This window comes from Mycobacterium kansasii ATCC 12478, from assembly GCF_000157895.3.
Classification (GTDB): Bacteria; Actinomycetota; Actinomycetes; order Mycobacteriales; family Mycobacteriaceae; genus Mycobacterium; species Mycobacterium kansasii.
Map to the genome: position 1 here is coordinate 4,056,524 of NC_022663.1, position 14,724 is coordinate 4,071,247.

The window sequence follows — 14,724 nt, forward strand, 5'->3', positions numbered from 1 at the left end:
GACGCACCGGCCCGGCGGGATCTGCCGGGTTTCCTGGTTTTTGCGGGGGGAGTGTCATCGGGCTCGCTTCAGGACGCCATCCAGGCCAGCTCGCCGGGCAGTTGTCCACGCCAATAGTCCGTGTCGTGCCCGCCGGCGGAGAAGCTGCCCGCCGGGGCCGTTTTCAGTTGGCTGACGAACTGACGCGTGGCGAAGTAGAACCGATCGCCGATGCCGCAGTCCACCCGCAACGGAATCTGGTTCAGCGCCGGCAGACCCATGACGCTGTGGGCCACCCAGTCGTCGTAGCTGTCGAACGCGCCCGGTGCGCTGCCGGTGAACGAGGTGTACAAGGCCGGGCTGATCGCGCAGATTCCGGCCGTCCGCGCCGGGCCCAGCCGAGCACCCAGCAGCAGCGCGCCGTATCCACCCATGGACCATCCCAGGAATCCCACCCGGGTGGTGTCCATCCCCATCGAGGCCAGCAGCGGCAGCAGCTCGTCGAGCACCATCGCGCCGGAGTCGATGCCGGATGCCCTGCGGTGCCAGTAGGTGTTGCCGCCGTCGACACCGACCACCGCGAACGGTGGCTTGCCCGCCTTGACCAGCTGGGCCAACCCCTCCTCGACGCCGAGGTCGAGCATCATGCCGGCGTTGCCGTCCTTACCGTGCAGGGCGATGACCGGCCGCAATAACCTGGTCTGGCCCGGCGGCAGGGCGATCACCCAGTTCGTCTGGATCCCGCCGCGGGCTGCCGAGATGAACGAGCCGGACAGCTTGGTCGGCAAGCTGGTGCCGGCTGCCGGGGGCTCGAACGGGGCGGGCGCCTGCGGTGGAGCCGCCTGGGGTTTGAGCGGATCCAGCAGGGCGCTCAGAGCCCACACACCAGCGGCTCCTGCGCTGGCTCCGGCGCCCATCCGCAGCACCGCGCGACGGGTCAGGTCAGCCACGGGGCCATAATGCCGCCCCGACAGGGTTTTTCCCGCCGAGCCACGCCGCATCGGTAGCCCAATCGTGACGCTGGACCGGGGCTGCTCGGATTCCAGGTGTCCACACGCGGCAAATGCACACTCTTGCACCACCCGGCGCCCGGATTGGGGAGGTTTTCGCCCTTGGGCAGCGCTGGTGCGGCCTCAATCATGGAAAGCGCCCGGTCGGGCATCGGAGATGACCAGGGCAGGGGTCAAGGCCAGCTCAAAGTCAGGACAACCAACCGCACCCGGCCCGGCGTCGTTGGGCACGATCGGCCGTTGACCTTGGTAGGAGAAAGAGGACCCGGATGAGCCTGGCTTTTCATTGGTTTCTGCCGACGTACGGCGATTCACGCAATCTGGTTGCGGGTGGGCACGGTACCGCGATGCGTGGCGACCGGCCCGCGACGCTGAAGTACCTGCACCAGATCTGCGCGGCCGCCGAAACCAACGGTTTCGAGGCGGTGCTCACCCCGACCGGGTTGTGGTGCGAGGACGCCTGGCTCACCACCGCGATGCTGGTCGAGCGCACCGAGACGCTGAAGTTTCTGGTCGCCCTGCGTCCCGGCCTGACCAGTCCCACCCTGGCCGCCCAGATGGCCGGCACCTTCCAACGCCAGTCCGGTGGCCGGCTGCTGCTCAACGTCGTCACCGGCGGTGAACCGCACGAGCAGCGCGCCTACGGGGACTTCTTGGACAAACAGTCGCGGTATGCCCGCACCGGCGAGTTCCTGCACGCGGTGCGGCAACTGTGGACGTCGAGTGAGCCGGTGACCTTCACCGGCGACCACATCCGCGTGGAAGGCGCGGCGCTGAACAACCGGCCCGACCCGGTTCCCGCGGTGTTCTTCGGCGGATCGTCCGGCTCGGCCGGGCCGGTCGCGGCGAAGTATTCCGACGTCTACCTCACCTGGGGCGAGCCGCTCGGCGCGGTTGGCGACAAACTGGACTGGATTGGCGGGCTGGCGGCCGAGCACGGCCGAACTCTGCAGTACGGCTTACGGATTCACGTGATCAGCCGGGACACCTCCGCGCAGGCCTGGGCGGAGGCCGATCGGCTGCTCGACGGTATCGACCCGGCAGATGTCGCCAGGATGCAGGCCAATCTGGCGCGCAGCGAGTCGGAGGGACAGCGCCGCATGGTCGAGCTGCGCGGCGGCAACAACGACCGACTGGTGATCGCGCCCAACCTGTGGGCCGGGGTCGGCCTGGTGCGCGGCGGGGCGGGCACCGCGCTGGTCGGGTCGCACGACGAGGTCGCCGACAGGCTGGCCGAGTATGCGCAGTTGGGCATCACCCACTTCATCCTGTCGGGATATCCGCACCTGGAAGAGGCCTACTGGTTTGGTGAAGGCGTGCTGCCGCTGCTCGAGCGCAGGGGTCTGTGGGCGCGGCCCAACGGTCAGTCGCCACCGGCCCCGGCGCCGTTGGCGGTTGTCTCGGCGCATTAGCCTGTCACCGATTACCGCGCTCGCCAGGGGATTTGGCGGGCCAACCGGCACGCGGGCAGCGCGCTGACCCCGCAACCGGCAGCGGCATCCGCACCCCACCTTGTTATAGACGATTGCGTTCCTTACGCGGATCGGCTATGGTCGGATTTTAGTGAACGCAATCGTATACAAAATGGACGTGCGTTCCCCCGTCAACAAGGAAGCGAGATTCCCATGACAACCGAGGCCAACGTTGCCGGTTTCGAGCCGTTGTACGGCGACCCGGAACTGAACGACGGATTGATCCCGTGGGACATCGGCGGCCCGCAGCCGGTCGTCGAGCAACTGGTCGCCTTTGGTGGCATCCGCGGCGAGGTCCTCGACCCGGGCACGGGTCCCGGTTACCACGCGATTCACTATGCGTCGCAAGGGTTTTCGGTGACCGGTGTCGACGGGTCGCCCTCGGCCATCGAGCGGGCCAGGCGCAATGCGGATCGCGCCGGCGTCACAGTCGACTTCCGGGTGGCCGATGCCACCCGCCTGGACGGCTTCGAGGGGCGGTTCGACACCGTGGTGGACAGCGCGTTCTATCACGTCTTCCTCGGCGACGAAGCAACCCAGACGCGCTACACGCAGGCGCTGCACCGGGCCACCAGGCCCGGGGCGCGGTTATACATGTTCGAGTTCAGCCCGCACAACGTCAACGGCATCCAGTGGGCCGGCATACCGGCGGACAACTTCGACCGGGTGCTCGGTGCAGGCGGGTGGCGGGTGGATTACCTGGGCGCCACCACCTACCAGGCGCGCTTCCTCCCGCGGACTTTCGACGCGATGACCAAAGTGGTCTCGGAGAGGCAGGACGAGATGCTCGAGCGCATGCGACCGCTCGTGCAGCAGCTGAACGTGCTGCAGCCGCTGCTGCAGGACCACCGGGTACACATCCCGGTGTGGGCCGTGGTGGCCACCCGCCTGGACTGAGGCCACTGCGTTGATAGCCAAACCCTCATGAGTCCAACGGTTTTCGTGTCACCGCCGGCCAGGACAAGGTGTGCCGACGGCCGCTGCGTGTCGACGTGTGACCGGCGGCCACACGATTAGGGACCAACGCCTCCTGACACCGAGGCCGACGTTTGCCTAACGTCTGTGGTGAGGAGGTGCACCGGTGCCGGTGGATGCGATTGTGGGATACGACGGTTCGCCGGGGGCAAGTGTCGCGATAGCTGCCGGTGCATTGTTGTTTCCCGGGGCGCACGGGTGGATTACCTATCTGTGGGTTCCGCCGTTCGCGAGTGAAAAGGTTCGCCGGCGGCTGCGCCCCATGGCTCGCGACGCGAACGAGTTGGCTGAGATGGTCGAGCGCGAGGGTGAGTGCGAGGCCGAGCGAATAGTCGGGATGGGTGTGACGCTGGCTCGCGCCGCCGGGTGGCATGCCGAGCCGCTGCTGAAGCGCACGTGGGGTCCGGAGGGGCTGCGAATCGCGCAAGCGGTCGACGATGTGCAGGCGGACCTGGTGGTTGTCGGGGCTCGCGGGCTCGGAGGGACCCAGGCGGTGCTGGGCAGCGTATCCGACATGGTGCTGCATTACTGCCCGAAGCCGGTGGTCGTGGTGCCGCATCCGATGCTGTCGGCCGAGTACGAAGCGCTCGCCGACGGGCCGATCCTCGTCGGCTGGGACGGCTCCAGCGGTGCCGCTACGGCGTTGGCGACGGCCAAGCGGCTGTGCCCGCAACGAGATGTGTTGCTGATATCTGTCGGCGACGGCCCGGCGCCCGCCCCGCCGGTCGATTCCTCGGGAGCGGCAGCCGCAGACGTTCTCCGGTTGACCGTCAACCGCGGTCACGGTTTCCGCGCTCGTGCCGTCTCGGAAGCACTGGTGGCGGCCGCCGACGACCGCGATGCGGCTCTGGTGGTGGTCGGCTCCCGGGGACGTTCCGGCGCGCGGGATATCGTGCTGGGCAGCGTAGCCGTGGGAACCGTGCACCACTCCCATCGACCGGTGATGGTCGTCCCGGGCGGGTGGGAGGTCGCCTCCGGATCATGATCGGCCGGCCCGGGCCGTCGGCGGTGCCGCGGCCCGCGTCGGCAATCTGAAACGAACAAGTGGTTGGTCAGTGCGCAAGGGTCGCAAGGGTCGCAAGGGTAGCAAGGGTCGCAAGGGTCGCAATGGGTAGCAAGGGGTGAGGTGAGTGCCGGGATCCACGGCTCATCACGGTCTGTCAGCACACGAGGTGGTGCTGCTATTGGAGTCCGATCCGCACCGCGGGCTGTCCGGTGGCGAAGCGGCGGAGCGATTAGAACGCTTTGGACCCAACACCTTGCCGGTGGCTGCGCGGGGCGGCTTGTTGGTGCGCATTCTGCGGCAGTTTCACCATCCGCTCATCTACGTCCTGCTCGCAGCCGGGCTGATTACCGCGGGACTGCGCGAATACGTCGATTCCGCGGTGATCTTCGGTGTGGTTGTCGTCAATGCCATCGTGGGTTTCATCCAAGAATCCAAGGCCGAGGCCGCGCTGGAGGGATTGCGGTCCATGGTGCGCACCCAGGCCAAGGTGGTTCGTGGCGGTCACGAGCACACCGTGCCGTCGGAGGACCTGGTTCCCGGGGACCTCGTGCTGCTGGAGAGCGGCGACAAAGTGCCGGCCGACCTGCGGCTGGTGCGGGTAACCGAACTGCACGTCAACGAGTCAGCGCTCACCGGAGAGTCGGTGCCGGTCCATAAGGACGCGGTCGCATTACCGGAGGCCACTCCGGTCGCGGATCGCTGCAATATGGTCTACTCCGGCACCCTGGTGACCGCGGGGCACGGCGCCGGCATCGCCGTCGCGACCGGCGCCGAAACGGAACTGGGTGAAATTCATCGGCTGGTCGGTGCCGCGGAAACCCTGATGACGCCGCTGACCGCGAAGCTGGCCTGGTTCAGCAAGGTCCTGACCATCGCCATCCTCGGTCTGGCGGCGGTCACCTTCGCCGCGGGATTGCTGCGCCGCCAGGATGCCGTCGAAACCTTCACCGCCGCGATCGCCCTCGCGGTCGGGGCCATCCCCGAGGGCCTGCCGGCCGCCGTCACCATCACGCTGGCTATCGGTGTGGCCCGAATGGCCAAGCGCCGCGCGGTGATTCGGCGGCTGCCGGCGGTGGAGACGCTGGGCAGCACCACCGTCATCTGCAGCGACAAGACCGGAACGCTGACCGAGAACCAGATGACCGTCCAGATGATCTGGACCCCCGACGGCATGGTCGAGGTGACCGGAACGGGCTATGCGCCCGACGGTGTCCTGCAGGATCGCGACGGCGCCCCTGTGTCGGTGGATGCCCATGCGGCACTGCGCTGGTCACTGATCGCCGGTGCGCGCTGCAACGACGCGGCACTGAGCCACGACGATGGGCACTGGAGTGTTATCGGTGACCCGACCGAGGGCGCGATGCTGGTTGTCGCGGCCAAGGCTGGGCTCGATGTGGAGCGCGTCGCCGCGGGCATGCCGCGGGTGGCGGCCATCCCGTTCAGCTCCGAGCGCCAGTACATGGCCACCCTGCATCGTGACGGAGCTGACCACGTGGTGCTGGCCAAGGGCGCGGTGGAGCGGATGCTCGAGTTGAGCAGCACGCAGCTGCGTGCCGACGGCGCGTTGCGTCCGCTGGACCGCGCGACGGTGTTGCGGGCCGCCGACCTACTCAGCGCCCGGGGTCTACGGGTACTGGCCACCGCCGTCCGCGCCGGAGCCGACCCCGGCGAGTTCGACGACGATGCGCTGCCGGGCACGCTGGCGTTCACCGGGCTGCAGGCAATGCTTGATCCTCCTCGGGCCGCCGCGTCATCCGCTGTCGCGGCCTGCCACACCGCCGGTATCGCGGTCAAGATGATCACCGGTGACCACGCCGGTACCGCCACAGCGATCGCGGCCAAGGTCGGATTGCTCGACGACGAGGAACCGACGGCAGGCGCGGTGCTTACCGGTGCCGAGTTGGCTGTCCTGAGTAGCGACGACTATCCCGACGCCGTGGACCGGGCCAAACTATTCGCCAGGGTCTCGCCGGAGCAGAAGCTGCGGCTCGTGCAGGCATTACAGGACAGGGGTCATGTGGTCGCCATGACCGGCGACGGCGTCAACGACGCACCGGCATTGCGGCAGGCCAACATCGGCGTCGCGATGGGCCTCGGCGGCACCGAGGTCGCCAAGGACGCCGCCGACATGGTGTTGACCGACGACGACTTCGCCACCATCGAGGCCGCGGTCGAAGAGGGCCGCGGGGTCTTCGACAATCTGACGAAGTTCATCACCTGGACGCTGCCCACCAATATCGGTGAGGGACTGGTGATCCTGGTCGCGATCGCAGTCGGTGGCGCCCTGCCGATACTGCCGACCCAAATTCTGTGGATCAACATGACCACCGCGATCGCGCTCGGCCTCATGCTCGCCTTCGAGCCCAAGGAAGCCGGCATCATGACTCGTCCGCCGCGCGATCCCGACCAGCCGCTGCTGACCCGCGGCCTGGTGGCGCGGATTCTGCTGGTCGCCACCATGCTGGTCGCCACTGCCTGGTGGCTGTTCGAATGGGAAATCGGCAAAGGCGCCAGCGTCGAAGTAGCCCGGACCGCGGCGCTGAACCTCTTTGTGGTGGTTGAGGCCTTTTACCTGTTCAGCTGCCGGTCGCTGACCCACTCGGCCTTCCGGATCGGCATCTTCTCCAATCGCTGGATCATCGTGGGCGTGACCGTGCAGGCCGTCGCTCAACTTGCCATCACCTATCTACCCGCGATGAACACGGTGTTCGGTACGGCACCGATCGGGGCGCCCGCCTGGATGCGGATCTTCGCCGTCGCCACGGTTGTCACCCTCGTCGTCGCCGTCGACAAGCTGCTGCGCAGGGGCCGCGGCGCGCATCGCACATCAGAACCCGATCGCTCACGAGGCGCGGCGCCAACTGGCGGTAGTCGCTGACAACAACTGCTAGCGTCCGATAATGCGGCGGACGCAGAACCGAGCGCATCGCCTGGCTCGCCCGAACATCGAGTGCGGGCCGGCCCGCCCGGCTTCGAGTATGACTTCCCAACTGCGCCAAGGACTGTCGCAGCGTCAGCTCAACATGATCGCGATCGGCGGGGTGATCGGCGCCGGCTTGTTCGTCGGCTCCGGCGTGGTGATCCAGGCGACCGGGCCCGCGGCGTTCCTGACCTACGCCATGTGCGGGGTGCTGATCGTGCTGGTGATGCGGATGCTCGGGGAGATGGCCACCGCGAACCCGTCCACCGGGTCGTTCGCCGACCACGCGGCCACCGCCCTGGGGGGATGGGCCGGGTTTTCGGTGGGCTGGCTGTATTGGTACTTCTGGGTGATCGTCGTCGGTTTCGAGGCAGTGGCCGGCGGCAAAGTCCTCAACTACTGGTTTCCTGCGCCACTGTGGCTGTGCTCGCTATGCCTGATGGTGCTGATGACCACGACCAACCTGTTCTCGGTGTCGTCCTTCGGGGAGTTCGAATTCTGGTTCGCCGGAATCAAAGTCGCGACCATCGTGATCTTTCTCGGCGTGGGCACCGCCTTCGTGCTCGGCTTCCTGCCGGGCCACGGCATGGATCTCGCCAACCTCAGCGCGCATGGCGGGTTTTTCCCCAAGGGTGTCGGCGCCGTGTTCGCGGCCATCGTGGTGGTGATCTTCTCCATGGTCGGCGCCGAGGTGGTCACCATCGCCGCGGCCGAAAGCCGAGATCCGCAGCGCGCGATACAGCGCGCGACCAACTCGGTGGTCGCGCGCATCGCTATCTTCTTCGTCGGCTCGGTTTTCCTGGTGGTCGTCATCCTGCCTTGGGACTCAGTGGAACTCGGCGCCTCGCCGTACGTCGCGGCGCTCAAGCACCTGGGTCTTCCCGCGGCGGCCCAGATCATGAACGCGGTGGTGCTCACCGCGGTGCTGTCCTGCCTCAACTCCGGCCTGTATACCGCGTCGCGGATGCTGTTCGTGCTTGCCGACCGGCGCGAGGCGCCGGCACTTCTGGTCAAGGTCAGCCGGCGCGGGGTACCGCACATCGCGATCCTGTGCTCGTCGGCGGTGGGGTTCGGTTGCGTCGTCATGGCGTGGCTCGCGCCCGGCACGGTGTTTCTCTTCCTGCTCAACTCCTCAGGCGCGGTGATCTTGTTCGTCTACCTGCTCATCGCGCTGTCGCAAATAGTGCTGCGCCGCCGCACACCCGCCGAGAAGCTGAGGGTGAAGATGTGGTTGTTCCCGGCGCTGTCGATTCTCACGGTCGCCGGAATCATCGCCGTACTGGTGCAAATGGCGTTCGACAGTACCGCGCGCACCCAGCTGTGGCTCAGCCTGCTGTCCTGGTCGGTGGTGGTCGCGGTGTACTTCGTCGCCAAGGTGGCGACGCGCAGACCCTTGCGCGGCGTGTGATACTGCAACGCATGAGGACGGCCGGCGTTCGTCGCGGAACGGAACTGTTGTTTTCACCCGGGGCGCCACCGGAGACCGGTGGTCTGATAGCTCTGGCCGGTCTGCGGCTGCTGGCCGGGTTGATCTGGCTCTATAACGTGGTCTGGAAACTGCCACCGGATTTCGGGCAGCGTAGCAACAGCGGGTTGTACCACTTCACCCATCTGGCGATCGAACATCCGGTGTTCAAACCGTTCAGCTGGGCTGTCGAGCACCTGGTGCTGCCGTACTTCACCGCCTTCGGTTGGGCGGTGCTGGTCGCCGAGTCCGCGTTGGCAGTGCTCCTGCTGACCGGGACGGCGGTGCGGCTGGCCGCCCTGATCGGCATCGGACAGTCACTGGCGATCGGCCTCTCGGTCGCCGAGTCGCCCGGGGAATGGCCATGGGCGTACGCGATGCTGCTCGGCATCCACGTCGTCCTGCTCTTCGTGGCGTCGACCCGGTACGCCGCCGTCGACGCCGTGCGCGTGGCAACCTCGCCATCGGCAGTCCGGTCGAGAGCGCAGCGGTTGCTGGCTGGTTGGGCAACCGTGCTGTTGCTGATCGCGCTGATCGCCGGGTGGCGCGGTCTTGCCGGTAGCTGGCCCGCCTACGTCGGCATACGACCGCTGGAATTCTCGCTCGGCCAATACAACCTACGCGGCGCCGTGGTGCTGATCGCGGTCGCGCTGGCGATGCTGGCAGCAGCCAAGGCCGGCCAGCGCATGATCGCGATCGCGGCCGCCGCGGTAGCAGCGCTAGCCGCGGCTTCCATTTACGTCCAAGTAGGCGGGACTGCGGTGTGGCTCGGTGGAACCAACACCACCGCAGTGGTTTTCGTCTGCGCAGCGGTGGTGAGTCTGGCAACCGGCTCCATGATCGGACGGACGAAAGGGGCGTGATGACCGCATCGGGGGTTGTGCCGCAAGTCGTTGCCGTCGCCGCAGAACACGCCGAGCGAGTGGACGCCGACTGTTCCTTTCCGGTCGAGTCGGTGGATGCCCTGCGGGCCAGTGGCCTACTTGGTCTGGTGCTACCGGCCGATGTCGGTGGAATAGCGGCCAGCCCAAGGGAATTCACCCAGGTAGTGGCGCAGCTGTCGGCCGCCTGCGGATCGACCGCCATGATCTATCTGATGCATGTGGCCGCGGCCGTCGCCGTCGCCGCAGCGCCCCCGCCGGGCCTGCCGGATCTGTTGGCGGACATGGCCTCCGGGAAAAAACTGGGCACGTTGGCGTTCAGCGAGAAGGGCTCTCGTTCGCACTTCTGGGCGCCGGTATCCACCTCGACGGCCGACGGGGACGACGTCGTCGTGCGGGCCGACAAGAGCTGGGTGACGTCGGCGGGGTTCGCCGACGTCTACATCGTCTCCACCGGTTCGGTCAGTGGCGTCGCCGGAGACGTTGATCTCTACGCGGTTCCGGCGGACACGCCGGGCCTGCGGGTGACCGGCACCTTCACCGGGATGGGCCTGCGCGGCAATGCCTCGGCGCCGATGTCGGTCGACATTCGCGTGCCCGCCCGCTATCGCCTGGGCCCGCCTGGCGGCGGGTTCGGCATGATGATGGAAACGGTTCTGCCGTGGTTCAACCTCGGAAATGCGGCCGTGTCACTGGGTTTGGCGACCGCTGCCACCACCGCCGCGGTCAGGCACGTCACCAGCGCCCGGCTGGAACACCTCGGCGGAAGCCTGGCCGAGCTGCCGACGATCCGCGCCCAGATCGCTCGGATGGGCACCGGGCTGGCGGCGCAGGAGGCGTATCTGGCGCAGGTCGCCGACCGGGTGAGTTCGCCCGACGACACCACACTGACGCATGTGCTGGGAGTCAAAGCGTCGGTCAACGACGCCGCGCTGACCATCACCGAGTCGGCGATGCGGGTGTGTGGCGGTGCGGCGTTTTCCAAGCATCTGCCCATCGAACGGGCTTTCCGCGACGCTCGGGCCGGGGCGGTGATGGCACCGACCGCCGACGCACTGTACGACTTCTACGGCCGGGCCGTCACCGGACTGCCGCTGTTCTAGGGAGGGATATGTCAACCGAACCGCTGGTTGTCGGGGCTGTGGCATACACGCCCAATGTGGTCCCGATCTGGGAGGGCATCCGAAGCTACTTTCGGGACTCCCGAAATCCGGACACCGAAATGGATTTCGTGCTGTATTCCAACTACGGGCGGTTGGTCGACTCGCTGATCGCCGGGCACATCGACATCGCCTGGAACACCAACCTGGCCTATGTGCGGACCGTGCTGCAAACTGGCGGGCACTGCACGGCGCTGGCCCAGCGCGACACAGACGTGGACTACACCACCGTGTTCGTCGCACGCGCCGGCAGCGGGCTGCAGGGGCCGGGTGATATTGCCGGAAAACGTCTGGCGCTCGGGTCCGCCGACTCCGCACACGCGGCGATCCTGCCGCTGTATTACCTACGGCGCGCGGACATCGCCGAGACGGACCTACACGTCATCCGATTCAACACCGACATAGGCAAACATGGCGATACCGGCCGCAGCGAACTGGACGCGGTGGACGCCGTGTTGGCCGGGGAGGCCGATGTGGCGGCCATCGGCAGCTCGACGTGGGCGGCTATGGGTGCGGCGGAGCTCATGGGGGAATCGCTGGCCGAAGTATGGCGCACCGAAGGCTACTGCCACTGCATGTTCACCGCGTTGGACACCTTGGCCGCCGAGCGGTACCAACCATGGCTGGACCGGTTGCTGGCGATGGACTGGGATAACCCCGAGCATCGAAAGATATTGGAACTCGAGGGATTACGACGCTGGGTGGCTCCGCATCTGGACGGATACAAGCCGTTGTTCGAGGCCGTCGAGGAGCAGGGCATCGACCCGCGATGGTGATCCTGGACTTGATGCGCCAGGTGGGCGGGCTCGCGCAGGGCGCGACCGTCGAGGTTGCCGTCAGTAGTCACCACGATCGAGAGCTTGCCGAAAAGTGGTGCGCCCGAACTGGAAACACGCTGGTTAGCACGGATTTGGACGATGCGGGAGTCGGCGCCGTGGTGGTGCGGCGTGGTCATCCGCCGGATCCCGCCGAGGTGCTGGGCGCCGACCGGTTGCCCGGGGTCCGGCTGTGGCTCTATACCAACTTTCATTGCAATCTGTCCTGCGACTACTGCTGTGTCTCCTCGTCGCCGCAGGCCGCGCACCGCGAACTGGGGTCCGAGCGAATCGGCCGCATTGTCGGTGAAGCGGCACGCTGGGGGGTACGGGAGTTGTTCCTCACCGGCGGTGAGCCGTTCCTGCTGCCCGACATCGCCACAATCATCTCGGCCTGTGTGGAAACGCTGCCCACCACCGTCCTCACCAACGGGATGGTGTTCAAAGGCCGGGCCCGCCGGGCCCTGGATTCCCTGCCCAGGGATGGGCTCGCATTGCAGATCAGCCTGGACTCGGCGACGCCGGACCTGCACGACTCGCACCGCGGCGCCGGTACGTGGGAAAAGGCGGTTGCCGGAATCCGTTTCGCGTTATCGCTGGGTTTCCGGGTACGCGTGGCCGCGACAGTCGCCGCCCCCGCGCCCGGCGAACTGGCCGCATTTCACGAGTTCCTCGATGCGCTCGGTATCGCAGGCGAGGATCAGCTGGTGCGGCCGATCGCCTTGGAAGGTGTTGCGTCCGAGGGGTTGTCGCTGCGCCGCGAATCGCTCGTTCCGGAGGTGACCGTCACCGCCGAGGGCGTGTACTGGCATCCGGTCGCCGCCACCGACGAGCGGGCCCTGGTGTCGCGGATCATCGAACCGCTGACACCGGCACTGGACGCGGTTAGCCGGCTGTTCACCGAGCAGTGGGCGCAGGCCGCCGAGGCGGCCGCGTTGTTCCCGTGCGCTTAGGGCCCGACGCCACCACCCGCTGTAGCCGACCAAGCACAACCCTCACCCGAACCGCCCGCTGGAGCCTGATGCCCGGTTTGCATCGTGACTATTGAAGCGGCCGACGTACATACACCGCCCAGGTCAGAGCCGCCAAGGCGACGTAGCACCCCAAGAAGATCCACAATGCCGGCGTCTCGGTGCGGGCGAGCAGGTAGGACTGCCGCAGCATCATGTCGATCGCGAAGCCGCCGAAGGCGCCGATCGAGTCTGCGAACCCGACCAATGCTCCGCCGACGTTTCGCGACCACTGTTTGCGGTCGTGTTCGCTGAGGTCCAGCGAGTGGCTGCGGGCCTCGAAGACCGACGGGATCATCTGGTAGATCGATCCGTTACCGGCGCCCGCCAGGATGAACAAGGCGACGAAGCCGACCAGGTAAATGACCATTGAGGTGGTGGTGAATTGGCCGGCATTGCTGTCGTCGAGGCTGCTTGCGCAAACCAGTAGTCCGGCAGCGAGGGTCATGCCGACGAAGACAGCCAGGGTAACGCAAGCGCCGCCGATGCGGTCGGCAAGTTTGCCGCCGTAGATGCGCGACAGCGACCCCAGCAGTGGCCCGATGAAGGCGATCTGGGCGGCGTGCAGCGACGCCTGCCCTGGAGTCTGACCGGCCTCGGTGAACTTGATGTGTAACACCTGGCTGAGCGCGAACGCGAACCCGATGAAGGAGCCGAAGCTGCCGACGTAGAGTAGCGAGAGCAGCCAGGAGTCGCGCTGGGCGATCATTTTTCGCATCGCACCGAAATTGACTCTGTAAGTCTTGACGTTGTCCATGAACAGCATGGCGCCGATGCTGGCAATCGTCAGCAACACCATGTAGAGCCCGGACACCCAGTACGGCTGGCGGTGGCCCGCGACGGCGATCACCAGCAGGCCGATCAGCTGGATTACCGGGACCCCGATGTTGCCGCCCGCCGCGTTGATCCCCAGCGCGACGCCCTTGAGCCGTTGCGGGTAGAAGGCGTTGACATTGGTCATCGATGCGGAGAAGTTGCCGCCGCCGAGTCCGGTCAGCACCGCGCAGACCAGATATGGCCACAGCGGCAGTCCGGGGTTGGCAAGCAGCACGATCGTGCCGGCGGTCGGGATGAGCAATACCAGCGTGATGGCCACCGTAAAGTTGCGGCCGCCGAAAATGCCGATGCCAGCCGTATACGGAATGCGCATCAGCGCACCGACCAGCGTATTGACCGCGAGCAGCAACAACTTATCGCTCGCGCCGAACCCGTACATGGATTCCGGCATGAACAACACCAGCACCGACCACAGCGTCCAGACGCCGAAGGCGACATGGTCCGTCGCGATCGACCAGATCATGTTGCGACGGGCGATGTCTTTGTTACCGGACTCCCAGGCTTTGGTGTCTTCCGGGTTCCAATCCAAGATGTCATGTGAGTGGGTCATCAGATTTCCTTTGCAATCGAATGCCAGCATCGAATCCCCGTGTGAGCGGCGATCGATGCTTAGCAATCAGGCCGAAAGCCGCTTGCATTACCAAATTCCCGACATGGCTCACCCAGGAAGCAGTGGGCAATCCCAACGTTCCGCTCCGCGTTGCGCCGTGCGCATCGAAGCAGCGCTCCCTCAACCGCAACCGACGTGGTGGTCGTCATAACCGCGCAATCAATGCTCATTCTTCCGATCTCGACCCTATGCGGTATCGGCGTGACGAATTAGCCTCTGCACGAGCCGTATTCGTATGATTGCTGCTGCCGGGGACGCCGTGCTGCCTGGCGGCGATCGTTTCGGCGGTCTCGGTGGCAGCATACGAGCCGGCGCTTGTTCGCATTTCGCTCCCGAACGTTTCGTGCATAGCAGCGGCTTGAGTGGATATCGCTTGATGGAGGCTGGCATGGGCGGCGAATTGCCGTCGTCAACGCTGACGCCTCGCCGGCCGCAGCGGGAACCACGCTGGTGGTCGGACGTGCTGCGGCGGCGCTCTTGGCGGCCATGCCAGACCCGATGCCCTTCAGTTCACCCGGGGCTGCCGTCAGAGTCCCGGGTTGTGTTGTTACAAAAGACATTTGAACTATGTCCTGGTATCAGGC

11 protein-coding genes and 1 pseudogene are annotated in these 14,724 nt (G+C 66.5%); 9 read left to right on the forward strand and 3 right to left on the reverse strand.

Annotated features, from left to right (window positions below; genetic code table 11):
• Nucleotides 1-68 precede the first annotated feature (68 nt).
• On the reverse strand, nt 69-980 hold the full coding sequence (locus tag MKAN_RS17690; protein ID WP_023370492.1) for an alpha/beta hydrolase: 912 nt from the start codon (nt 978-980) through the stop codon (nt 69-71).
• Nucleotides 981-1,258: 278 nt separating this feature from the next.
• On the opposite strand from MKAN_RS17690, the gene MKAN_RS17695 reads away from it, so the two are divergent.
• From MKAN_RS17695 to MKAN_RS17735, 9 genes are all read left to right on the forward strand, one after another.
• Nucleotides 1,259-2,401, forward strand: coding sequence for an LLM class flavin-dependent oxidoreductase (locus MKAN_RS17695; RefSeq protein ID WP_023370494.1), 1,143 nt, complete (start codon nt 1,259-1,261; stop codon nt 2,399-2,401).
• A gap of 213 nt (nt 2,402-2,614) precedes the next feature.
• Nucleotides 2,615-3,358 carry a class I SAM-dependent methyltransferase gene (locus MKAN_RS17700; RefSeq protein WP_023370497.1) on the forward strand — a complete coding sequence of 248 codons (744 nt, stop codon included), beginning with the start codon at nt 2,615-2,617 and terminating at the stop codon, nt 3,356-3,358.
• Between the two features lie 184 nt (nt 3,359-3,542).
• Nucleotides 3,543-4,421, forward strand: coding sequence for a universal stress protein (locus tag MKAN_RS17705; protein WP_023370499.1), 879 nt, complete (start codon nt 3,543-3,545; stop codon nt 4,419-4,421).
• A 145-nt stretch (nt 4,422-4,566) separates the two neighbouring features.
• Nucleotides 4,567-7,320, forward strand: coding sequence for a cation-transporting P-type ATPase (locus tag MKAN_RS17710; protein ID WP_023370500.1), 2,754 nt, complete (start codon nt 4,567-4,569; stop codon nt 7,318-7,320).
• Between the two features lie 100 nt (nt 7,321-7,420).
• Entirely contained in the window at nt 7,421-8,770 is a 1,350-nt protein-coding gene (locus tag MKAN_RS17715) for an amino acid permease (RefSeq protein WP_023370502.1), read from the forward strand.
• A gap of 11 nt (nt 8,771-8,781) precedes the next feature.
• Complete coding sequence (locus tag MKAN_RS17720; RefSeq protein ID WP_036395295.1) at nt 8,782-9,690, forward strand: Rv1678 family membrane protein; 909 nt, start codon at nt 8,782-8,784, stop codon at nt 9,688-9,690.
• Nucleotides 9,690-10,811, forward strand: coding sequence for an Rv1679 family acyl-CoA dehydrogenase (gene fadE16 / locus MKAN_RS17725; protein WP_023370506.1), 1,122 nt, complete (start codon nt 9,690-9,692; stop codon nt 10,809-10,811). The genes MKAN_RS17720 and fadE16 overlap by 1 nt, the downstream gene beginning before the upstream one ends.
• Before the next feature lie 8 nt (nt 10,812-10,819).
• A complete protein-coding gene (locus MKAN_RS17730) occupies nt 10,820-11,644 on the forward strand; it encodes an Rv1680 family SBP-like protein (RefSeq protein ID WP_023370508.1) in 825 nt (274 codons plus the stop codon).
• The gene (locus MKAN_RS17735) at nt 11,641-12,636 is read left to right on the forward strand and encodes an Rv1681 family radical SAM protein (protein WP_099185054.1); all 996 of its coding nucleotides are present in this window, start codon (nt 11,641-11,643) and stop codon (nt 12,634-12,636) included. Before MKAN_RS17730 ends, MKAN_RS17735 begins: the two co-directional genes overlap by 4 nt.
• Before the next feature lie 88 nt (nt 12,637-12,724).
• Here MKAN_RS17735 and MKAN_RS17740 read toward each other — a convergent pair whose 3' ends face one another.
• Together MKAN_RS17740 and MKAN_RS29810 are read right to left on the reverse strand one after the other, a co-directional pair.
• Nucleotides 12,725-14,080: a nitrate/nitrite transporter gene (locus MKAN_RS17740; protein ID WP_036395296.1), complete on the reverse strand. Its 1,356-nt coding sequence runs from the start codon at nt 14,078-14,080 to the stop codon at nt 12,725-12,727.
• A 226-nt stretch (nt 14,081-14,306) separates the two neighbouring features.
• Nucleotides 14,307-14,700: pseudogene (locus MKAN_RS29810) on the reverse strand (PE family protein).
• Nucleotides 14,701-14,724: the final 24 nt, after the last annotated feature.